At 32.9% G+C, this 22,186-nt stretch carries 20 protein-coding genes and 1 tRNA gene; 2 read left to right on the forward strand and 19 right to left on the reverse strand.

The genetic code is table 11. The annotated features are described in order from the left end of the window. Positions 1–79 precede the first annotated feature (79 nt). The 18 genes from ACN0TY_RS02725 to mce all read right to left on the reverse strand — a co-directional run bounded on the left by ACN0TY_RS02725 (position 80) and on the right by mce (position 19,208). Entirely contained in the window at positions 80–3,223 is a 3,144-nt protein-coding gene (locus ACN0TY_RS02725) for a type I restriction endonuclease subunit R (protein WP_417443267.1), read from the reverse strand. After that, the gene (locus ACN0TY_RS02730) at positions 3,220–4,215 is read right to left on the reverse strand and encodes a nucleotidyl transferase AbiEii/AbiGii toxin family protein (RefSeq protein WP_417443268.1); all 996 of its coding nucleotides are present in this window, start codon (positions 4,213–4,215) and stop codon (positions 3,220–3,222) included. The genes ACN0TY_RS02725 and ACN0TY_RS02730 overlap by 4 nt, the downstream gene beginning before the upstream one ends. Then, positions 4,205–4,813, reverse strand: a complete 609-nt coding sequence (locus tag ACN0TY_RS02735) for a DUF6088 family protein (RefSeq protein WP_417443269.1) — start codon at positions 4,811–4,813, stop codon at positions 4,205–4,207. The genes ACN0TY_RS02730 and ACN0TY_RS02735 overlap by 11 nt, the downstream gene beginning before the upstream one ends. Positions 4,814–4,919: 106 nt before the next feature. Then, entirely contained in the window at positions 4,920–5,930 is a 1,011-nt protein-coding gene (locus tag ACN0TY_RS02740) for a virulence RhuM family protein (RefSeq protein ID WP_417443270.1), read from the reverse strand. A 61-nt stretch (positions 5,931–5,991) separates the two neighbouring features. After that, entirely contained in the window at positions 5,992–8,271 is a 2,280-nt protein-coding gene (locus ACN0TY_RS02745; RefSeq protein ID WP_417443271.1) for an AAA family ATPase, read from the reverse strand. After that, positions 8,268–9,530, reverse strand: coding sequence for a restriction endonuclease subunit S (locus ACN0TY_RS02750; protein ID WP_417443272.1), 1,263 nt, complete (start codon positions 9,528–9,530; stop codon positions 8,268–8,270). The genes ACN0TY_RS02745 and ACN0TY_RS02750 overlap by 4 nt, the downstream gene beginning before the upstream one ends. Further along, positions 9,514–11,079, reverse strand: a complete 1,566-nt coding sequence (locus ACN0TY_RS02755) for an N-6 DNA methylase (protein ID WP_417443273.1) — start codon at positions 11,077–11,079, stop codon at positions 9,514–9,516. Before ACN0TY_RS02755 ends, ACN0TY_RS02750 begins: the two co-directional genes overlap by 17 nt. 379 nt (positions 11,080–11,458) lie before the next feature. Further along, entirely contained in the window at positions 11,459–11,923 is a 465-nt protein-coding gene (locus tag ACN0TY_RS02760) for a hypothetical protein (protein ID WP_417443274.1), read from the reverse strand. A gap of 564 nt (positions 11,924–12,487) precedes the next feature. After that, entirely contained in the window at positions 12,488–12,718 is a 231-nt protein-coding gene (locus ACN0TY_RS02765; RefSeq protein ID WP_417443275.1) for a hypothetical protein, read from the reverse strand. A 42-nt stretch (positions 12,719–12,760) separates the two neighbouring features. Further along, on the reverse strand, positions 12,761–13,351 hold the full coding sequence (locus ACN0TY_RS02770; protein WP_417443276.1) for an AAA family ATPase: 591 nt from the start codon (positions 13,349–13,351) through the stop codon (positions 12,761–12,763). 113 nt (positions 13,352–13,464) lie between these two features. Continuing rightward, on the reverse strand, positions 13,465–14,373 hold the full coding sequence (locus ACN0TY_RS02775) for a DUF5712 family protein (protein WP_417443277.1): 909 nt from the start codon (positions 14,371–14,373) through the stop codon (positions 13,465–13,467). Next, positions 14,370–14,834, reverse strand: coding sequence for a BfmA/BtgA family mobilization protein (locus tag ACN0TY_RS02780; RefSeq protein WP_417443278.1), 465 nt, complete (start codon positions 14,832–14,834; stop codon positions 14,370–14,372). Before ACN0TY_RS02780 ends, ACN0TY_RS02775 begins: the two co-directional genes overlap by 4 nt. 169 nt (positions 14,835–15,003) lie before the next feature. Beyond that, the gene (locus ACN0TY_RS02785; RefSeq protein ID WP_417443279.1) at positions 15,004–15,873 is read right to left on the reverse strand and encodes a toprim domain-containing protein; all 870 of its coding nucleotides are present in this window, start codon (positions 15,871–15,873) and stop codon (positions 15,004–15,006) included. Positions 15,874–16,090: 217 nt separating this feature from the next. After that, positions 16,091–17,296: a primase-helicase family protein gene (locus tag ACN0TY_RS02790; protein ID WP_417443280.1), complete on the reverse strand. Its 1,206-nt coding sequence runs from the start codon at positions 17,294–17,296 to the stop codon at positions 16,091–16,093. Between the two features lie 84 nt (positions 17,297–17,380). Then, entirely contained in the window at positions 17,381–17,680 is a 300-nt protein-coding gene (locus tag ACN0TY_RS02795; RefSeq protein ID WP_417443281.1) for a helix-turn-helix transcriptional regulator, read from the reverse strand. Between the two features lie 117 nt (positions 17,681–17,797). Beyond that, positions 17,798–18,481, reverse strand: a complete 684-nt coding sequence (locus tag ACN0TY_RS02800) for a hypothetical protein (RefSeq protein WP_417443282.1) — start codon at positions 18,479–18,481, stop codon at positions 17,798–17,800. Between the two features lie 132 nt (positions 18,482–18,613). Then, positions 18,614–18,687: transfer RNA gene (locus ACN0TY_RS02805), tRNA-Ile, on the reverse strand. A gap of 119 nt (positions 18,688–18,806) precedes the next feature. Continuing rightward, entirely contained in the window at positions 18,807–19,208 is a 402-nt protein-coding gene (gene mce, locus ACN0TY_RS02810; RefSeq protein WP_417443283.1) for a methylmalonyl-CoA epimerase, read from the reverse strand. Positions 19,209–19,362: 154 nt separating this feature from the next. On the opposite strand from mce, the gene rbfA reads away from it, so the two are divergent. Both rbfA and ACN0TY_RS02820 read left to right on the forward strand, forming a co-directional pair. Then, complete coding sequence (gene rbfA, locus ACN0TY_RS02815; protein ID WP_236957528.1) at positions 19,363–19,755, forward strand: 30S ribosome-binding factor RbfA; 393 nt, start codon at positions 19,363–19,365, stop codon at positions 19,753–19,755. A gap of 3 nt (positions 19,756–19,758) precedes the next feature. Beyond that, positions 19,759–20,976, forward strand: a complete 1,218-nt coding sequence (locus ACN0TY_RS02820; protein WP_417443284.1) for an ABC transporter permease — start codon at positions 19,759–19,761, stop codon at positions 20,974–20,976. 128 nt (positions 20,977–21,104) lie between these two features. Here ACN0TY_RS02820 and dusB read toward each other — a convergent pair whose 3' ends face one another. Continuing rightward, positions 21,105–22,097 (reverse strand): tRNA dihydrouridine synthase DusB, encoded by a 993-nt coding sequence (gene dusB, locus ACN0TY_RS02825; RefSeq protein ID WP_417443285.1) that lies wholly within the window; start codon positions 22,095–22,097, stop codon positions 21,105–21,107. Between the last annotated feature and the right edge of the window lie 89 nt (positions 22,098–22,186).

The raw sequence follows: 22,186 nt of genomic DNA on the forward strand, positions 1-22,186 counted from the left end.
GTATGAATTTCATCTTTGGTTTTTTGAACAAGGGGGTGAAATTTACTTTTCATAGTTTAAAAAGAGTATCAGAGATAAATCAATTTTGACTATACTTCTTGAAATTTTCGGCTTGCTCAAAGATTTCTTTATAAACTTCATCACGTTCTACTGGCGGATAACCATGCTCATCTAATAGAAGAATTAAACCTACTTTTAATGCGGATTTAATATCATTTCTTTTATTCCAATCTGGAAACTTAGCTTGACCATCAACCAAACCTTTTACAGCACGTGCGAGATCAATTAATTTATCTTCTGGGTATGAGAAGTCATATTTTACACAAAGCTCTTTTAGTATGTCGTAGAATGCCTTTTCTTCAAAATCAATCCCCAAATTATCCCCTGCTTTAAACTCTTTATATACGTCCCAAATTAAATTAGTTAACTGTTCCGCCATATCTTCGTACACTTCACTTCTTAGAATATCATTTTCATCACGCTGATTGTACTTTTGAACCAGGGACTCCATTTTTTTGGTAAAATCAACACCTTTTACCTTATTGACCTTTTTCATTTCACCTATGGCCTTTGCCAGTAGCTGCTGTAATAATTTAATTTTTGTATTAGGTAGTTTGATTTTGTCAATTTTAGCTAAGTAATCTTCATCAAATAGGTCTTGTTCTTTTTCAGTACCATCACCCATTTTAAATATTTCATCTACTCCGTCGCTTTGTAAGGCATTTTTAATCATATCCCTTACTTTAGCATTCATTTGGGCTGTATCTGGAGCATCACCCTTGGTAAGTTTAAACACAATAGAACGAACTGCTAAATAAAAATGCGTGTAATCTCTCTCTTGTTGCGTTAATTCTTCACTTCCTGCGCAAATATCATAGGCTGCTTTTAAACGCTTTACTAAACCCATAAATCGAGTTTCCATATCTTTAGTAAGCTGAACAAACTCTGCTGCCATATTAAGTGAATTCAATTGCTCTAATGCACTACCATTGAAATATTTTGAGTTATCAAATTTATGTAAGAGTTTGGCTAATAGGTCTAAATGATTCCTAACCACTACTAACGACTGTTGTATGTCTTCAAAGTTATCACTTTCACTCTCAGAATACTTTTTAAGGGCTAAATTCATTTGTTTCTTAATACCAATATAATCGACAACTAAACCTTTATTCTTCCCTTTAAACTTACGATTTACACGAGAAATCGTTTGTATTAAGTTATGTTGTTGAATAGGTTTATCTATGTATATGGTGTCTAAAAAAGGAACATCAAAACCAGTTAACCACATGTCAACGACAATGGCTATTTTAAAATTAGATTTTTCGTTTTTAAACTGTCTATCTAATTCTTTGCGGTATTCTTTATTCCCTAATAAATTGTATAATTCCTTTGGATCATCTTTCCCTCGTGTCATAATCATTTTGATCCGCTCCATGGGTTTGATTTCTTTCTTGTCCTTGTCCGTTAAAACAGCTCCGTCTTCAGCAACTTTAACTTCATTCCATTCAGGTCTGAGTTCAATTACATTTTTATAAAACTCATAGGCAATGTTACGAGAACTGCTAACAAACATTGCTTTTCCTTTTACTGTTGCACCCTCTGAAACTCTATTTTCGTAATGCTGTACAAAATCGGCTGCTAATTCTTTTAATCTGTTTGGATCGCCAAGAATGGCATTCATATTTGCAGATTGTTTTTTGCTTTCTTCTATCTGATATTCATTTGCACCAGCTTCAGCAGCTTCTTCATAATACTTTTCTATTTTCTCTAATTCAGCATTCTGTAAGGCAATTTTTGCAGCTCTACCCTCATATACAATACGAACCGTAATTTCATCTATTACCGATTCAGTCATAGTATAGGTATCGACAACTTTTCCAAACACATCCAAAGTAGCATCTACTGGCGTGCCTGTAAAACCAACATATGTTGCGTTAGGTAAAGAATCATGTAAATACTTAGCAAAGCCATATGACTTTTTCACACCTGTCTCTGTTACTTTTACTTTTTGGTCTAAGTTAGTTTGACTTCGGTGAGCTTCATCAGAAATACAAATTACATTGGTACGATCAGACAACAGTTCAACATCCTCTGTAAACTTATGAATAGTTGTTAAAAACACACCACCGCTGGCGCGACCTTGTAATAAGGATCTTAGCTCTGCTCTGCTTTCAACACTTGTAATAGTATTATCGCCAATGAATGTTTTTGCATTGGTAAACTGTCCTGAAAGTTGATCATCTAAATCTGTTCGGTCTGTAATAAGTACTATTGTAGGGTTTTCAAAGTACTTACTTTTCATAAGTACCCGAGTAAGATAAAGCATCGTATAACTTTTACCACTACCAGTTGCACCAAAGTATGTTCCTCCTTTTCCATCCCCGTTGGGTTTTTGCGCCTTTTTGATATTATCATATAAAGCATTTACGGCGTAATACTGTGGATAACGACATACGATTTTTTCGTCTTTTTTAGAACTATCAGGAATGTAAATAAAGTTTTGAATAATATCGCTCAATCTATCTTGATTAAGCATTCCTTGAATAAGAGTAAACATGCTGTCAATACCATCTACATCCTGAGCAGAACCAGAAACTCTACGCCACGCATAGAAAAACTCATACGGAGCAAAAAATGATCCAGCTTTGTTGTTTACTCCATCACTAATTACACAAAACGCATTGTATTTAAAAAGCTCTGGGATATCTCTTTTATAGCGAGTAGTTAATTGAGTATAAGCATTATGAATGGTGCAATTTTCTTGAATTGCGGTTTTGAATTCAAATACAACAACAGGAATTCCATTGATATATATTATACCATCTGGGATACGTTTTTCTGTACCTATTATTTCAAGTTGGTTAACGAACTTATATGTGTTATTGCTTCTGTCAGAATAATCAATTAGATAAATCCATATATCTTTTTGGTTTCGATCTTCTCGCTTAAAGCTAAAGCCATCGGTAAGCCATTGGATTATTTTCTTATTGGTTTCATATAAATCAGAAGAAGGTAAGGTTTTTAATTGCAACACTATAGATTTAGCTTCCGTTAGCGTTAAGCCTTCCTTTGTGTATTGAGTTAATAAAAATTCAATTAAATCTTCCTCAATTAATACTTCTTCAGGAATACGATTTATGCTATTACCCAAAAAATGTGGATAACCCTCATTACTTAATAACTCAGTAAATGCTTCCTCTAATTTGGCTTCGGTGAATTTCATACGTTGTTAAATCCGTTTTCAATATCCTTTATTCTTTCTAATAATTTATTCCAAGACAAGCTTTTTCCCACAATCATGTTTTCCTGCATTGTTTTATAGTCTTGTTCCCATAATTTTTCAATTTCTTCTGGTGGCATAATGCTTAATCTACCTTTATGGTGGTTTGCATAGTCTATTCCACGTAATGGTGTTACGTGCTTTCTGTGCTCTACAATAGTTTTAAATAATTGTTCATCTTGTAAAGCAGCTTTACCAAAACCGGTGTCCACTAACTTTTCTATATCATACAAGTGCCTTGTTAAACGATCGGTTCTAATTTTGTCTACGGGTTTAGAAAATTCTTCGTGTAACAACAATACTTTCTCGATAAATGTTCGTGATGGCAAAACCACTTGAACATCAAAAGATTTTTGGGTAAACGGCAAAGTATGTAATTGTTTATCTATAAATGAAACTATAGGTTTTGCTTCGCTTGGTTCTGTAAGTGAGCGAGCACCAAGCTCTAATAAAACTCTAGGCTGTATGTAGTTATTTGTTGCTGAAACTATGGATTGATAATAAATCTCTAATGTATTGGGATCGCTGGTATCATCAACTTTTTCATTATAATTTATTTTATACAAATCGCGATTTACCCCTAATGCATCCAATTGTTTTATCAATTCTTCTCTAAATTCATTGATAATAAAACTACCCGAAGCTTTTCGTAATTTTTTTATTTGAGTTTTTGACTTCAATTCATTAAAACCCAATAAATGTCTATCTATGATTAAATCGATATCTTCAGAAAATCGTTCTATTAATTGGTAAGCTTTGCTTAAAGAAGTACCCCCTTTAAAAATAATAGCATCTGCATATTTAGATTGAAAAATAGCACGTAGCGTAACACATACCCACCAATCTTTTTCAATTACATACGTAGGCAATCCTGTTGCTGTACTTACTTGTTGTAATGTTTGTTCTTGTTGTTCAGGAGATAAATCAATCCACATGGCTCGAAGGTTTATGGAGTTGTTTTATTAATTTTTGAATCCATACGGGAGCGAACCTCAATTCTTTTTCCAATACATTATTTGGTAGTTGTTGTACCTTGGGTTGAAGTTGTTCTTTATGACGATCTGTAATATTTTTTTGCCCAATCTCTTTGCAAGCTTGCACTATAAGTTGTAACAATTCGTTTTTTATTGCAAAAGTTTTAGGTACTGTTTTTTTAAATTTAATAACGCTATTTCCGATTTTAATTTTGCGTTGAGATCCATCTGTTAGATACACTACTCTTAAAGGAATTTGTGTGGTAAGTCCTAAACTGTATAGGGCAAAAACACCTGTTGGAGCTATACGAGCCTTATCTCTTTTCGCAATTTGTTTTGCAATTTCTTCTAAACTTGGATATATAACACCAATTAGCTCACTTTTTTTTGGTTTTAGATAGATGCCTTGTGCCACACGAACCAAAACCCCATCTTTTTCCAAGCGCGATAAGCTTTGGCGGATATTGTCCGACGAAGTGTAGTTAGCAAAATCTTCAGCGAAAAAAAAAGTTCCTTTGGAAGATTTCAATACTCTATTTTCTATCTTATCATGAGGCATTTACAGAGTTTTTACTTTGATTTATTGTCACAAATTTAGTGAATATTTGTGACAAAGTATGTTTTTCAAATTCAAGGGTGTTTTATTATTGGTTTCTGCCATTGTTTTATTTTTTTATTTTTTTAAGTCCCTTTACCATCTTGTCAAAGTCAGATTCTATTTTTTGGGTTTTGTTGAACTTATCATATTCCGAAAAGGCTTTGTTTTCGGCTTGTTTTTTTGACTTTTTGCCTAAACCCTCTAACACCTTGTATTCGTTAAACGCTAAAAACTTGTTTACACTCAATGCCAAACCTTTCATTGTAAAGGTGTTCTCACGCTCTATAAGTCCTTCGATGTAATCAAAATACCCTGTTACGGCACGCTCCAATTGTTTAATTTCTTTTTCTTCCAAGTAGTTTTTGGCAATTGCAGTATCTGACTTTAAAACTCTACCATCGGGTGCATTTTTAAAAGTGGTTAAACCCATTTTAGGCTTCGAGCTATCGGCTTTTAAGTAAATGATTTCGGCTGCTGTCTTACCGGTAATGGCAAAGTGGAATTTATTTTGAACCGTAGCATAGAATTTTTTGGTGATGGGCGATTGCGGATCGTAATCGATACTACATTCGGCAAAAATATCGGTGACTTGTTGGTAAATTCTACGTTCGCTGGCACGTATGGAACGCACACGTTCTAATAACTCCCTAAAGTAATCTTTACCAAATGTGGTTTTCCCTTGTTTTAAGCGTTCATCATCTATGGCAAAACCTTTAATAATGTACTCTTTTAAGGTTTTTGTAGCCCAAATTCGGAATTGTGTAGCCTTGGCAGAATTAACACGATAGCCAACAGATATAATGGCATCTAAGTTGTAATAATCTACCTTGTTGGTCTGGGTTTTCCCAGCCATAGCACCATGGCGAGTGGTTGTTTCCAAATTGGAAATAACCAGTTCTTTTTGAAGCTCACCACTATCAAAAATATTGCTTAAATGCTTGCTAATAGCAGGCACACCAACCGAAAACAATTCTGCCATAGCCTTTTGCGAAAGCCAAATATTTTCGTCCATTAACACTACATCTAAACGCACATCGCCAGCAGGTGTGGTGTACAGTAAAAAATTAGATTCTTTCATAACTTGTTGCTTTATATTCTATGCGGTTGGTTTCTATCATAAATATTCTTTTAATTTTTGATTACGCTGCTATTTGCTCATCCATCATCATCTCATAATGCTCCTTACCAATTGTTTTAAATATGGAGAGAAATACATCGAATAATACTTGAGGCTGCTCATTTATTATTTTTTGATAATAAATTCCATCAAGAGCCGAAACTTTATGGCTTTCATCATTTATGGTAGATATAAAAGCACATTTAATGTAGTAGGTTGGTAAATCTTTATCTTCATTTAAAAGAACAGACCAGGCTTCAGTTCCTAAACCAATAAAGTTTACATAACTTTCAATTATTCTCCTCATTGTATTTGAAATAAAGATGTTATTAGAATTTCCATTTTGAAGATTCTCTTTGGTTTCTTTCAAGCTCGACCAAAGTAAAGAATAGTCATCTTTTATAGTTCTTTCGTGTTGACCACTTATTGATGTATTGTTTGTGGTCTTTTTGAGGTTAAAATGATAACGATGTGTACAAATCAATCTTTTCTCAAAAGACACTTCTTTGTAGAAGTAGAAATTGTGAGTTAAGATGAAAACCTGACTAATATTTTGATTTAAAAAGGACTGTCTATCAGGCTTATTACTATTGCCTTTTCTTTGGATTAACTCTCTAATTAAGGTGGTGATAATAAAAAGAGCTTGACTGTCTAAACTAGAAACAGGGTCATCAATGACTATTATTTTCTTTTTATTACCATTGCTTTGGAGGTCATCAGTTCCCAAACACAACCTATAAAAATATAAGAACGAAATAAAATTCTTTTCACCTTCACTAAGAGTTTTGAAAATTTGCTCACTATCCAGTGTTTGAGGACGCTTTAAGTAGTATCTGGAAATATTATTTACCTTATCTTTTTCAGCAATTTCAAAACCTGTAAAACCTGCATTTTTCAGTATATCATTAATATAATCAACTGCTTCTTTTGTATCTGCCGTTTGGTTTCTTAGGATTTCAATATTTTGCTTTGCTACTGTAATTTTGCCATCATAGTAAGTTTTCAAATGACCAGCTAACTGTTTAATACTGTCATACTTAGCTTCTCTATCTGCAAAACCATCAATTTCGTCTTGACAATTATTGGCTATATTCTTCCATATATCACTAAGTAAAGTTTCTTTATTGACATCTAAATCAGAGAATAGAACATTATTATCTTTTATCAGTTTTATAATTTCAGACAAAGCAGCTTTTTTTGCGTGTAAGCTGGTGATTGTTTTCTTTTCGTTCGAGTGTTCTATCTTATAGCTTATTATATCAACATTATCGTCAAATAAAGCTGATAAGGCTATTACAAGGTTAGAAACTTTATTTTGAGGATTGAACTCATTTTGGATTTGAGAAATATTGGAAATAAAAACATTAGCCTTTTCTCTATATGAAGCTTTCAATGTTTCCAGTTCGGCTATTTTTTCTTTATACGTTTCATCAAAAAACTTAGAAAACTGTTCCCTTAATTCTGCATCAATTGTCTCTTGCTGACAGAAGGGACAGGTACTATCTGAAGATTCAATATAATCTAACCCTTGCTCAACCCAATTTCTAGAATTAAGTGTTTGTATTAATCCAGAAATATTAACGTCTTCATTTCCAACTATCACTTTTTGTAAAAGGGTATTAATCTTTTCTTCTAACTTGCGTAATTCCCAATACACCTTAGCATCAATACTTATTTGAATTTCTTTAAGTTCCTTTTCATATAAGCTTTGGTAGCGTTCCGTCAGGTCGGTAATCGTAGGAATTGTTCCTAAAGGATTTTGTAATAACCGTTTGACTTCAGTTAAATGGTTAGAACTACTACCAGAGTGAGCTAATCTAACTTTTGTAAAACTGTCAAAAGTTTTTCGTTGATTCCAACAGTGATTCACTAAATTGGTTTGCCTTGTACTCTTATCTGTATCAATAGCTTCTATCTTAGCTTTATACTTACCAATCTGCTTCTTAAAATCTTCAACATTATCTTCTTCATCTCTAATTTGTTGGTCTATGGTTGCATTCGATTGATTTAAAGAAAACACTCCTTTTAGGTCACCATTAGTAACAAAGTTCTCCTCAATAAAATCTTCGTTGAAGGTTAAAATTTGATGCTGAGTTTCATCATATCCAACGTGAGTACACTGGTTGAAATCTGAATTTTGACTATTTGTATCTAAACTCAGATTATGTAGGTACTTACCAAAGGTTGATTTTCCTGAACCGTTAAAACCAAAAAAGAAATTGACTCTTTTTAAGTTATTTATCGTAACACCATTAACGGCATCATAAGTGGCAATATTTTTTATGTTTAAAGTCGTTATCATACGGCTGTCTCCTTTTCCTCAATCCTTGTCATTTTTGAAAGAATAAATTCTTTCAACTTTAATAATTTTATATTTGAGTTGAATCGTTTAGACTCATCCAAAGTTTTTCCTATCTGCTGAAATTTTTCCATCACTTTATTTTCTGGCCTTATTACAACCAATCCCTTTATTTGGTCTGGAGAAATATTTGCTTGATTTGCACTTCCCGTTGACGCATTTAATAACTCTAAATGTGTTTCTTCATTAGAGATAAATTGATAAATATATTCTCGAAGTGTCTCTTTCTTCGGCTCTAGCTTGCAAACTCGTTGATTCAGTAGTGATTCCTTTGAGTTGTAATACTTACCAACCTGTCCTACAGCGGATGCCATTTGATTAGCACCTGACCCCGTCATTGAAATTAGAATATCATTTTTCTTTACAAGTACTCGTTCCAATTTGCGCGTAAGATTTCCTTCAAAAAATTGACAATCTGATAATTCAACAAATGGAGGCACAACATTCTTAATTTTGATTATTGGAAAAGCTCCTGTATTAGTAAAATGATTGCTTTTAAAGGCATATCCGTTTATTGTATCAAGAAGCTCTCCAACTACACCAATTTCCCACCCCTCCGGAATCTCTTTATCCAACTCCTCATTAAAGACCATTTCGCCACCAGACGATTTATAAGGTTTACCTTCTTCGTCAGGAAATTCAAAATCAACAAACCAATATTTATACAAGGCCTGTGCAGTTTCTTCTAATTTTTGGTTGAGTTGTTCGTTGAGCTTAATTTGGTTAATAACGGTGTTGTATTCGTTTACAATTTCTTTTTGTTTTTCTATGGAGGGGATAGGGAGTTTAAGGTCACAAAATGCTTCCCAAGCTAAACCTCCTCGAACGTCAGCATCGGTATGAAACCAAGCATTTCTATCATATTCCTTTCTGCGAAACCACATCATTAAATATTCAGGTAAAAGCTCATCTGTTTTATCAATTTCAAACACGTCATAAGCGGGTGAAACTAAAAAAGGAGTCTCTTTTTCAGATAGCGCAACAGGAATTCTATAATCTCTCCCTACATGCATTCTATTGCAAGCAAATTGTCCATTTTCAACAATTTTGTAGTTTTTTAGATTAACGCCGACGGTATTTGCAACGGAAGGCATAAAGAATTTATCTATGTTAATTCCGAGAAGTTCCGAATACTTCCCTTCTTTATTTTTAACTTTTACCTGTTGAATGTAATCTCCAATTCTTTTATAATTTGAGCTCATAACCTAATTCTTTAAACACATTCAATAATTCGGTTTTGCTCTGGGCTTCTTGTTGCAACAAGTCACTTAACTCGGTTTGTAAAACCCTCATTTTCTCATCAAAATCAATGTTCTCATCACGGTTTACAAACTCGATATATTTGCTGGGTACTAATGAAAAGTCTTTTTTAGCAACCTCTTTCAAGCTTGCACTGTAACAATACTCAGGTACGTCTTGATAATTGGTGTTCTTTTGTTGCCATTGGTGGTAGGTGCTGGCTATTTCTTGGATATTTTCTTCTGAAAATTGGATAAATTTCTTTTCAAAGGGAATCCCTATCTGACGTAAGTCCATAAACAAAATTTCATTCTCACGCTTGCGGTAGTTTCGTGTTGTATCAGGTAATTTAACAGTGCGTTCGTTTTTATTTTTGTTTAAAATCCAAAGTGTTACACTAATATTGGTAGTATAAAACATATTTTGCGGTAATATAACAATTGCTTCTACCAAGTTGTTTTCAATAAGCTTTCTTCGAATTTTATATTCTTCTCCTCCTCCGGATAATGCACCATTTGCCAGAATAAATCCTGCAACACCATTTTCCGATAGCTTGCTTACCATATTTAATATCCAACCATAGTTGGCATTGCTTTTAGGTGGTACATCATAGCCTTTCCAACGTGGGTCGTCTATTAGCTCATTTTCACCTCTCCAATCTTTTTGATTAAAAGGTGGGTTTGCCATAATAAAATCGGCTTTTAAATCTTTGTGTTGGTCTTGGGCAAAGGTGTCAGCTGCTTTATCACCAAGGTTGGCAGAAATACCGCGAATGGCGAGATTCATTTTTGCCAACTTATAGGTGGTATTGGTGTATTCTTGTCCGTATATTGAAACTTCCTTTTTATTTCCGTGGTGGCTTTCAATAAACTTTATGGACTGCACAAACATACCTCCCGAACCACAAGCAGGGTCATAAATAATCCCTTTGTATGGTTCTATCATTTCTGCAATAAGGTTAACAATACTTTTTGGAGTGTAAAATTCCCCTTTCCCTTTTCCTTCTTTTAAAGCAAAATTTGCTAAGAAATATTCGTAAACACGCCCAACTATATCCTGTCCTTCATCAACTAAAGTATCTATCTCATTAATTTTGTCAAGCAAAGAACCTAATTTAGATTTATCGAGACCTAAACGAGAAAAATAGTTGTCGGGTAAAGCACCTTTAAGAGAAGGATTATTTTTTTCGATGGTGTGTAGTGCTGTATCAATTTTTATAGCAATATCATCTTGCTTTGCATTTTTACTGATGTACGACCAACGAGAAACTTCTTCTAAAAAGAAAACATTTTTCATATTGTAGAAATCTTTCATTTCTACATATTTTTCTTTGCCTTCAGCAATTAGTTCCTCTCTACGTTGTTCAAATTTATCACTGGTAAACTTCAAAAAAATTAACCCTAACACTACGTGTTTATATTCTGAGGGTTCAACAGAACCTCTTAATTTATCGCAGGCTTGCCATAGGGTTTCTTCTATGGATTTAGTCTTTTCTACTTTCTTTTTGGCCATTAAATTTTACAGATGAATTTATATATGCTTTAAAAGTAAGAAAACCCTTTTATATATAATTATGGAATTCCACAATTATATAAATCTAGAATTATATAAAGTAGGAAAATAAGAGGTAATGAATTAGGATAGATTACCCCAGTTCATTAATTACAAAGTATATTTCTCCAATTTTCACAATTTCCCTTTAGAAGTATTTGAAGGAATTTTATGTGCGACATGAACAATAGCACTCCTAACTTCTGGAGTGCTATTGTTCTTTATTCATTTTATACTCAAAAATCAGATTTTCAGCAGTATCAAACACCTCGACTCAAAGTCTATATAAAGAGAATAGTACCCTCTCATTTAAAATGATTTTTAACAATTAATAATCTTATTAAAAACAATAAAGTTTCTCGCTTAAATATGATGATTTAAATTTATTGAAGAGCTCCTCATATAATGTATCAAAATCCTTTTCGGAAAGATGCCCATGCTCATCTAAAAACTCTCCATGTTCGATATTAAACTGTTTTAAAATATCATCTAAAATTATGGACTGATATTTTTCTTTGAAAGAATTATAATCTTCAGCCAAACCAACATACATTTCCTTTAGAGTTTCTAATTGAGAGTATTCTTTTTCTTCTGTGTGTTCAAGGTTTTGAATTGCTGTTAATACAAATTCTGCTGCCCAGCTTCCAATTCCTGCATTAGAATTCCATTCTGGAAATGCAAGATTCATGAAATGATTAATTTCTTTGTATAACTCCGTTTCAGTATACTCGTTTATAAGAATGTAATAATCATGATGCTCTTCTCTGAAATCTATATAGTCCTGTATTTCTGATGGTCTAAACATGTTTGTTGATCTATATTTATATAAAACTATCTTTATATAATGTGAATAAATGGATTGACAAGTAAGTTAAAAATAAAAGTTTTGAACTTAGAATATGCTTCCTAATTGGTTCTGTTTTATTTCAATTTGGTCTTTTATTTCAGCTTCATTGTTCTGGATAAACTCCTGTACGATGTTATGAACTACCTGGGTCTTATTAACATTGAATATATCCGCCAAAATAGATACTCTATCATGTGTTATAGAATTAGTGTTCAATATTTTACGGTCACGTTTTTCGCTTTCAGGAACTTGTTTACTAAGAATTCTTTTTAAACTCATTTTCTTAAAATTAAAAAAGCGTGGAACTGAATCTTGATTGTTTTAGAGGTCTCGCCAGAAACCCTTCCACCAAAACAAGAACAGCCCACGCAGAACGTGGGCGTCTTGGCTCTGATTGTGGTGGAAATAAACCTGGCGAGTTTCTAAAACCAAATCAAAAGCTAAACGCTTTATATTAATATGTCTTTTTACATTATAAAATGTATTGCAAGATACATAGATATATTTATTTTTAATATTTGGTTAGTCTGTATTTAAATACATATTCAAGGCCTTATTAATAGTATTTTTAATGCTCTCATTATCATCCAATGCTCGCTGCTTCAATTGCTTTAAAAGTGTTTTCTCTAAGTAAAATGAGAATTGTACTTCCTCTGTAGCTTTGGTTGTAACCGGAGTTACTTTTTGAATTGTGTTTTTTTGATTTTTAGCTTTGGCCTTACTAATAAGATCATTAAAATTTTGTTTTTCCATAATTATATAATTCTAGATCTATATAATCATACAATTGTATAACTATATAAGTTTGGTTAATACTTCTTCTGTGAGTTTATTTATTTGTTTTTGGGCATTTTTATCACTTTCAACTCCCTTAACAAGAACAGATCTGGTAAAAGCTACTAAATCGCTAATATGCGTTTTAGCAATAGGGATATTATACTCTTCTAATCCTATGAGAATATCTAAGGTTAAAGTGGTATTGGCTTTTATCATATTAAATACCACCAATGCGTTTTCCGATTTTTCTTCTTGTTTAATTAGTTCCAAGGTGCTTTTTATAGCTAATAAATCTAATATTCCTGCTTTTGTAGGAACAATAATAAGGTCTGCCAGTTGAATCAACTGCGGTAAATGATTTGATAAATAAGGCGGGGTATCAATAAATATAAAGTCGTAATCCATTTCAGAAATAGCTGTTACGTTTTCTGTAAACGGAATAATATCAATATCTGTTACCAACTCGGATAATTGAGATAAGCTGCCCTGCAAATCGAAATCTAATACCGCAACTTTAGTGCTTTGGGATAAATTTTGAGCCAAGTTAAAGGTAAGGGTAGATTTTCCAACGCCCCCTTTTTGGTGGGTAATTAATATAATCTTACTCATAAATTTTTACAATTATATTTTTATATAAAAGGAAAATAAAAGTTTGGAACTATAATATGTATACAGGTCTTGGTCTTTTTCGTCATTCTGTACACATGTTACATATTCCAAGTTTATAATAGCCTTCTTTTTTTCTTCTTTTTACGTAGGTCCTCCTGATAATCATTTTGGTTTGGGGAAGGACTCGACATTAGTATTTTGTCTATCTCATGTGGAGAACCATTTTTAAGAATGTTTTGAGTTTCAAATCTCTCCAGCTTGGGTCTATTGTATTTGAAAAGTTTATCAAATGATTCTTCGTTAAGTTTAATCCAATTGTTTCTATTGAACCCAACTGTATACGGATTATCCCCAATTTTTCTTTTTGTAAATCGCTCTTTAGTGGTCGGATCTAATTTCATTTTTTGAGTAACATCTTTTCTTGATACAATAATGTGAATATGGGATTGTAATCCTGGCTTATAATCTCCAGTTTTGGAATTTCCGTTTTTTACCTCTTTATCTATCCCTTTATATTTTCTGAAGTGTTCAACTTTTCCGAAATATAAAAGATCGGAACCATCAACTAATCCCTTGTGCCGTCTATTAAAATTAGTAGCGTAATTATCCATAGCTTCTCGAGCATATTGAATTAATAGATTATTATACTGTGTAAACTCTTTTGGAGTTAAATCAAACACAGAATTGATATCGCCTTTGTTGGTGACTTTGCTGACAAGATGCTGTTGTTCATTTTTGCTAAAGCTTATCGTTGGGGCAAAAAATTTAGCGTCTTTTTTTCCAAGTTTGGAAATATTTTTATCAATCGAACCAACAACTTCTATAAATCCTACATTAGTTTCTATAGAAGTAAAGAAATTTTGCTTCATTGTTTCGAGTAAGTCTCTTCGGTTTTTGGAAACTTCATTTTTAATCATTTGATCTATTTCTTCATTTTCCTTTTCTAAATACTGAGCTAGTTTGATACAACTGTCCTTATTTTTGGAAGCGAAACTACTATGAGGTTTACTAATTGGCATCATTCAAATATTTTTTTAATACGATCATGAATTCCCGATTTGTTATGTTGATCTAGAAATGTTAATATCTCTTGAATTGCCTCATGTTGTTTCTTCATTTCATTTAATACTGCATTAGTTCTTTTGCTATCCATTTTATCCAATTGAAGAATCAATTTTTCATAAGTCTGATTCATGATCTTAAGCCTTCTATTCTGTTTACTATAATACTCATAAACTTCACTTCGAAGTGGTTTTAAAATATCTCTTTCCTGTACTTTAAGAAAGGAAACAATTCTTTTGTCTAATGCTTTTACCATTGTAGAAGGATTTTCATTAATAGCATTATTCGGATTAATTCCTGTACGCTTAAAGTAGTATATCATACTTTCTACTAGGCTTCCGTAGGAACAGTTATGTTCGTTAGAAATCTTAGTTAATTCTTTATGTGCCTTTTGGTTTATAATTATACTTTTTTTGTTCATTTTATAAGTTTTAACATTGGTTATCAGTATTTTATATGTGATTTTATAATTTTCACATAAAACTTTATAATATCTTTTTTCTTTGTGATGTATAGAGTTTACAATGGTTAAGCCTCGCAGAGCAAGTCGGATGATAGGGGTTCTGCCCCTGTCCGACTTGCTCTATATATCATAGACTTAAACCTTCCCTTGGTTCTCTATTTAACCACCATTCATTTATATCTTGAAACCCTTCGTATAGCGGAGACATATCTAGACATTTGTGCGAGGATTTTAATAAGGTTTCAGTTGCTTTTAAACCTGCGTTATCTCGATCTAGATAGAGTTCTATACAGTAATAATTTTCTACTTCTGGAATTATCCTTTTTACAAATGAGATTGAATTCAGAACTAGGATATTTGTCTTTTTTGATAAATTTTTATGGTGGCTTGCTAATGTGAGTAAATCAAACATCCCTTCACAGATTACAAGATTCTTCGTCTCATTCTTTATTAAAGTGATGTCTTTAGGAGAAGAACTATTCTTATATATTTTATTTCGTAATTCAAATCCTCCAGAGATGTTCTTTAAGCCAATAGCGAAATAATTTTTATCCTTAAAAGAGTAGTGTACTTCCATGCAAAATTCATCGGCTACAGATAACTTTATACCTCGACTTATCAAATATTGAATCAATGCAGGGTGTTTAATTCTAATTGATTTGGTGATTTGAAGACTTGTCTCTTTTTCTAAAGGATATGGCTGCTGAAAAGAAAAAGAAGTATTCTCCTGGTCTAAAACCAATAATGCTTCTTTTATAGAGCATTGTTTTATTAGACAAACTAGGTCTATTACGTTTCCCCCTATTCCAGCACCATGATCATACCATCTATTTAATGTTTTGGAAATCTTAAAAGAAGCCTTGCTTTCGGATCGAAATGGACTTAAAAACCAAGCTTGCTTTTCATTCTGTTGACTTGGGTGATACCCAAGTTTTTTTAATGCTTCTATACAGCAATAATTTCGTGCTATTTCACATGTTATTTTATGAGTTTTCATTTGCAGATGTTTTTTGAATAATTTTTGATGAATTGATGCGGAAACCTCCATATCCCTTTGTATATAGTAGATAACGGCCGCATCATTTTCGCATCAATTCATCACTTTTGTCATTTTTTTTACTTTTATACGCATCACTTTTATTTTTGATGACATTTTGATGCGGTTTTGATGCGCTTCTTATCCCTTGTTATTATTGGGATACGAGAGGTTAAACTCATTCTGGCATCAATTCATCAAAATTTTCGGTTAAAAAATCCTTTTTTATAGAATAATACCTTCCTTTCGCCTCAATCAAAGTGATTTCTCCATCACTCCAGATCACGAATTTTTCATAGCTTTTTGAGTTTGGTTCTGGAGTTAATTTCCATTCTTTTTTCAATAGCCTTCTCAACTGAGTAAGATCCGTTTTAACCCGTGTTTTATTCAGTGCATTTAATGCATCCATCGGGCATAGTTTAACTTCGTCTATGTCAAACTTTTCCATGACACTTACTAATAAGCTTACAAGCTCTTTTTCCACTCGATTTCGATTATTTTGCATCAGCTTAATAAGGGCAGGGGTTTTAATTTGTTCTGGAGTAAACCACATTCGGGTCTTTCTTATGGTGTGTATTTCTCTGTTGAGAAGAAAAAACATGAATGCAGGGATTTCAGCAGTTAATTTACCTAAGAAGTCGGTATCTTCAATTTGGATGGAATTGACTTTAACGACCCAAAAACGTGTTTCATTTGCATCTATTTTTATAAAGCTGTCTTCATTATTACTGCATAAGATAAATTTGCCAAAAAACTCTACTTCCTTTTTATCTTTACCTTTTGCTTCTACTTTATTTTTGTTTGTGGTGCTTAAGTACTTTATACGTTCCGTTAGTTCCTCTCTATTAAAAAGTACTTCATCGATGCAGATGAGTAGCATACTAACCCAATCAGCATTAAATTGACTGTGAAAACCTTCGTTTGTTAAATAGGTAAGATTATTTTCAAAAAACTCTTTTAACCATTTCAAGAAAGTGCTTTTCCCAGTGGAACGTTCAGAAGACACTAAACATAATATAGGGAGAGTTTGAATTGGTTTTGTGTACAAAAGCTGAATATAATCCAATCCTAGTTCGTACTGTTTTCCGAAAATGTGTTTTAAAAATTTAATCGTATTTGAAATATCTCCCTTTTTAGGTGCTTTGCTAAGAGGGGAATACTTGTTATAAAACCCAGAATGGACTTGTTTGTAATCAATATGGTTTGGAAAGCAAGTAAAACCATCATACTTAGGTATTTTACTTAGGTATGTTTTTCCGTGATCTTGTCTAATCGTTTCGATACTCCAGGGAATCAATATCTCATTGAAAGTACCGGAAAGTGTGGGTGCTTTTACTTTTTTAAAATAAGTAGTAGCCACCCGGATATAAGGTATATCGTTCATATACAATTTGATTTAGAAACCGTATATTTGCTATACAGTTTATTATAGGAAATAAATTGAGTAATAAATTATAAAGCGTAGGATTCAACTACGCTTTTTATTTTTTAAGAGCTGTGTATTGAGCTGGTTTTCAAGCTCCTCATTAGAAGTAGATTCATCATATCCTAATAACCATTCTTCAATCACTTCTCGATCAAAGAATTTTTGTCGGATATCTTTATTATTTCCTGTGGGAATCTTTTTAAGGTGAGTAAGATCATAGATTTTACTTTTGGATAAGCCTGTATAAGAAGCAAGGTCTTCTACATTTAATACTTTTTTGTTTAAGAATAGTAATCTCTTAATTTCTTTAAGTAGATTAACTACGTTTTCCGAATCATTCATACTTATAATTTTAATGTTAATTATGAGTAGATGGCCACCTACTATTTGTTGAATTCGGAAACTAAAGTAACTAGAAGAAAAGAGGTATTTGGGATATATACCCTATTGAAAAATCATTTATACCCCAATTTTTTTACAAATGCTATCAATTTCATCCGTAAAATTCTGACAGGGGGGATTATCATAAAACTTTTGAGATAGAGTTCTCGCTATTATTGGTTTGCCTTTATGTAGAATTCTTCCAGACCTTTGAAGTTTTGCTAAAGATAAATTTTTGTTCCAAATCTTAAATTTGTCAAGCACATACTTGAGCTTCGGTTGCGTCAAATTGAAATCAATCTTGGATTCATGCCTTTGTAATGAAGTAGTAAATACATTTAAAAAGTCTTTTAATGTTGTATTCTCTTTGTAGATATAACCTGAATTTGACAATTCAGTATAGATATTAGTAAAAATTGTTTGATTCAAATCGATTATTAAATCCTCATTTTCTTTTTCTTCATGTTTTCTATAGAGCTTTTTCTTCCACTTCTCCTTACTAATCGAATAAACACATAGTAGCCAAAATATGGTAGTTGATATAAGCATTAGAACAAGACCTATTGTATTTAGATCTTTATTAAAGATCACTAAGTAAATAAAGATATTTAGGGAAACAACTAATAAAAAAGAGGCGCGAAATCTGTTTAATCTTTCATTCTTACCCGAAAAAATTTGGTTAGAAAACTTTGTACTAATACCATTTTTCCAAAGAGAAAACTTGACTAGATAATCTGAAAATAAATCTGTAATTCGATCCATTTAATTAGGTTTTAGAAACCTAAATATATAAACAAATAAAACTAAAAGAAAATCGAAGTGTTGTACATATGTTGTACTTGCTTGAAAACAAAAAAGCCACTCAATCTCTTGAATGGCTTTCTATCATTGTTGTGGTCCCACATGGGCTCGAACCATGGACCCCCTGATTATGAGTCAGGTGCTCTAACCAGCTGAGCTATGGGACCTGCAAATTGCGGATGCAATATTACTATATATTTTTATATTCTGCAAGTAGATCCCTTAGTTTTTATAACTTTAAAGTTCTCAACATTTATATCGTTCAGGTTAAGAGCTCTTTATTACATTAATCTATCTCTTGGCAAAGCTCTATTAACACTCCGTTTGTAGTTTTAGGGTGTAAAAAAACCACCCACTTATTATCAGCTCCACGTTTAGGTTTTTCATTTATAATGGTAAATCCTTCTTCCTTTAAGCGCTTTACTTCCGAAAGAATATCTGCTACTTCAAATGCTATATGGTGAATTCCTTCTCCTTTCTTTTCTATAAATTTCGCAATAGCGCTATCACTATTTGTAGCTTCTAATAGCTCAATTTTACTTTCTCCCGTCTGAAAAAAAGATGTTTTTACTCCTTCAGAGGCTACTTCTTCCATTTTATAATGTGCAACACCAAGCAACCTATGAAAAAGCGTATTCGAAGCCTCCAAGTCTTTTACTGCAATCCCTAAATGTTCAATCTTATTCATCTTATAGCTTTTTTCATTAAAAATAGTGTTCAGATGCCTTTTACAGCTTTCATATACTTAAATAACCATTAGAAACTGCCTAAAAGTTATCTCTTATGGATACCATCAAAAATAATACTTTAAATTGTAATAATTATTCTCGTACTTTTGCATTATGGAAACAAACAGACAGAAAAAGATTGGTGGCGTTATACAACGCGATTTGGCAGAGATTCTACAGAAAGCTGCAAAGGAAGGTGGAATGTCTGGAACTCTAATTAGTGTTACCAAAGTAAATGTTACTACAGACCTTTCTAGAGCAAAGGTGTATGTAAGTATTTTCCCTATAGCGAAGGCCGATGAGCTAATTGTTGGGATTCGTTCTAATCAACCGCTTATAAAGCATGAATTATCTCAGCGCACAAAAAATCAGCTGCGTAGAGTGCCGGAGTTAGAATTTTTTATTGATGATTCTTTAGAATACATCGACCGTATCGATAAATCACTAAAAGGAGATGATAACCCTATAGACAATCCAGATTTATTAGATAAAAGAAAGAAGTCTTAATTTTTGAATATCTCCCTTTACATAGCCAAAAGATATCTGATTTCTAAAAGTAGTCAGAATGCTGTTAACATCATTAATTTTGTTACGTTCTTGGTGATTGTAATTGGTGCAGCATCCTTATTTATAGTACTTTCTGCTTTTGACGGCTTGAAGACATTAAGCTTGTCTTTCTCTAATTCTTTTGATCCTGATTTGAAAGCAGTTTCCGCTGGAGGAAAATTCTTTGAATTTACAGAAAACGATAAACAAAGTCTTCTTAATATTGAGGGAGTAGCAGATTATTCTAAAGAAATCGAAGAACGAATTTTCCTGACTTTCAAGCAGAAAAACCATATTGCATATATAAAGGCTGTAGACAGTAATTATACGAATGTTACAGGTGTAGATAGCCTTCTTTATTACGGGAGTTGGATAGGGAAAGATCCTTATCAAGTAGTTACTGGAATTGGAATTGCAAACCTCTTGGGACTCGGAATAAATGATTACCGCAATCAACTTAAAATATTAGCTCCCAAGCCAGGGAAAGGAAGTGTTACAAGTGGTATTTCAGGGTCTAATAAACCATACAACGAACTTTCGGTAAGTGTTTCTGGTGTGTATGCTGTAAATGATGAATTGGATAAAAAGTATGTTTTTGCTCGCTTATCTACCGTGCAGCCATTATTAGAGAAAAACGAGAATCAGATTACAGGAATTAATTTCAAAATAAAACCTACTGCTACCCCAAGTGTTGTAGGGGCTGAAATTGAAAAGGCATTAGACGGAAAAGTGAAAATTAAAACACGTGCTCAGCTTAACGACACCCTTTATAAAATGCTGAACACAGAAAATCTAGCTATCTACCTCATCTTTACATTGGTATTAATTATTGCCCTTTTTAATGTTGTAGGTGCAATTATTATGATGATTTTAGATAAGAAAAGTAATGCCGCTACTCTTTATAGCATGGGGGTTTCTATAAAAAATTTAAAACGGATATTTTTCCTCCAAGGACTTCTCGTTACTACTGTTGGTGGAATCACAGGGATTGTACTTGCCTCTATTTTAGTATGGTCTCAAATCTCCCTTCAATGGATCAAACTTACTCCTAGCCTAGCTTATCCTGTGGAATATAACCTAATGAATGTAGCGGTTGTATTTGTTACCATTTTTGTATTAGGATTCTTAGCTTCTAAAATTGCTGCTAATAGAGTAAATAAAGATATTATAGCCTTCAACTAGGAATAGTGAAATGGATAACTAGGTGACGCCTGACGCCTCTTAGGGAAAAACTTTTCTGGTTTCAACCTTACAACTTCAAAATTCTGCAAACTTTCTACTTTAAAAGCTTTTCTCTTTACAAAGCTACACTACACAAACTGGAAATCGGCAAATTTATCTTCTACCTCATCAAAAACAGCAAAAACATCTGGAGATTCATCACTGGTAACCATTTTCATACGGTATTCTTTAAAATGTGGAATCCCTTTAAAGTAATTCGTATAATGCCTTCTTGTTTCAAATACTCCAAGCTTTTCTCCTTTCCAAGCTATAGACATTTCTAAATGCCTACGTGCTGCGTCTACGCGCTCTTGAATAGTTGGCGGTGCTAAATGTTCTCCAGTTTTAAAAAAGTGCTTTACCTCTTTAAAAAACCAAGGATATCCAATAGCTGCTCTTCCAATCATAGCACCGTCAAGACCAAATTCATCACGCATTTTAACAGCCATTTCTGGAGTATCTACATCCCCATTTCCAAAAACGGGAATATGCATTCTTTGGTTGTTTTTAACTTCAGCAATAGGAGCCCAATTTGCATTTCCTTTATACATCTGTACACGCGTACGTCCGTGGATAGAAATTGCTTTTATTCCAACATCTTGAAGTCGCTCTGCAACCTCAACAATTTTTATAGAATCGGCATCCCAACCTAATCGGGTTTTTACGGTAATAGGAAGATCGGTACGCTTTACCATCTCTTCAGTAAGTTTTACCATAAGGGGGATATCCTTTAAAATTCCGGCACCAGCATTTTTGCTAACTACCTTTTTTACAGGACATCCAAAATTAATATCGATAATATCTGGCTTCGATTTCGCAACAATATCTATAGATTCCAACATAGAATCTAGATTCGCACCGAAAATTTGTATCCCTACGGGACGTTCCTTTTCATAAATATCGAGCTTCATCACACTTTTAGCAGCATCACGAATAAGTCCTTCCGAAGAAATAAACTCCGTATATACTACATCTGCTCCCTGCTCTTTACATAACGCACGGAAAGGAGGGTCGCTCACATCTTCCATAGGCGCTAATAAAAGCGGAAATTCTCCTACATCTATCGTTCCAATTTTTGCCACAGCTTTTCTTTATTAATTTTAAGTTGCAAAGATACGGATTTAAAAAAAACCCGCTAAGCGGGTTTTAGAATTTCTGCTATTTGTAAAGC

It is taken from the genome of Joostella sp. (assembly GCF_048266025.1).
Lineage (GTDB): Bacteria > Bacteroidota > Bacteroidia > Flavobacteriales > Flavobacteriaceae > Galbibacter > Galbibacter atrarenae.

Coding starts and splice junctions, on each gene's coding strand:
- ACN0TY_RS02725 (WP_417443267.1), bottom strand. CDS start 3,223: ATGAAATTCACCGAAGCCAAATTAGAGGAAGCATTTACTGAGTTATTA.
- ACN0TY_RS02730 (WP_417443268.1), bottom strand. CDS start 4,215: ATGTGGATTGATTTATCTCCTGAACAACAAGAACAAACATTACAACAA.
- ACN0TY_RS02735 (WP_417443269.1), bottom strand. CDS start 4,813: ATGCCTCATGATAAGATAGAAAATAGAGTATTGAAATCTTCCAAAGGA.
- ACN0TY_RS02740 (WP_417443270.1), bottom strand. CDS start 5,930: ATGAAAGAATCTAATTTTTTACTGTACACCACACCTGCTGGCGATGTG.
- ACN0TY_RS02745 (WP_417443271.1), bottom strand. CDS start 8,271: ATGATAACGACTTTAAACATAAAAAATATTGCCACTTATGATGCCGTT.
- ACN0TY_RS02750 (WP_417443272.1), bottom strand. CDS start 9,530: ATGAGCTCAAATTATAAAAGAATTGGAGATTACATTCAACAGGTAAAA.
- ACN0TY_RS02755 (WP_417443273.1), bottom strand. CDS start 11,079: ATGGCCAAAAAGAAAGTAGAAAAGACTAAATCCATAGAAGAAACCCTA.
- ACN0TY_RS02760 (WP_417443274.1), bottom strand. CDS start 11,923: ATGTTTAGACCATCAGAAATACAGGACTATATAGATTTCAGAGAAGAG.
- ACN0TY_RS02765 (WP_417443275.1), bottom strand. CDS start 12,718: ATGGAAAAACAAAATTTTAATGATCTTATTAGTAAGGCCAAAGCTAAA.
- ACN0TY_RS02770 (WP_417443276.1), bottom strand. CDS start 13,351: ATGAGTAAGATTATATTAATTACCCACCAAAAAGGGGGCGTTGGAAAA.
- ACN0TY_RS02775 (WP_417443277.1), bottom strand. CDS start 14,373: ATGATGCCAATTAGTAAACCTCATAGTAGTTTCGCTTCCAAAAATAAG.
- ACN0TY_RS02780 (WP_417443278.1), bottom strand. CDS start 14,834: ATGAACAAAAAAAGTATAATTATAAACCAAAAGGCACATAAAGAATTA.
- ACN0TY_RS02785 (WP_417443279.1), bottom strand. CDS start 15,873: ATGAAAACTCATAAAATAACATGTGAAATAGCACGAAATTATTGCTGT.
- ACN0TY_RS02790 (WP_417443280.1), bottom strand. CDS start 17,296: ATGAACGATATACCTTATATCCGGGTGGCTACTACTTATTTTAAAAAA.
- ACN0TY_RS02795 (WP_417443281.1), bottom strand. CDS start 17,680: ATGAATGATTCGGAAAACGTAGTTAATCTACTTAAAGAAATTAAGAGA.
- ACN0TY_RS02800 (WP_417443282.1), bottom strand. CDS start 18,481: ATGGATCGAATTACAGATTTATTTTCAGATTATCTAGTCAAGTTTTCT.
- mce (WP_417443283.1), bottom strand. CDS start 19,208: ATGAATAAGATTGAACATTTAGGGATTGCAGTAAAAGACTTGGAGGCT.
- rbfA (WP_236957528.1), top strand. CDS start 19,363: ATGGAAACAAACAGACAGAAAAAGATTGGTGGCGTTATACAACGCGAT.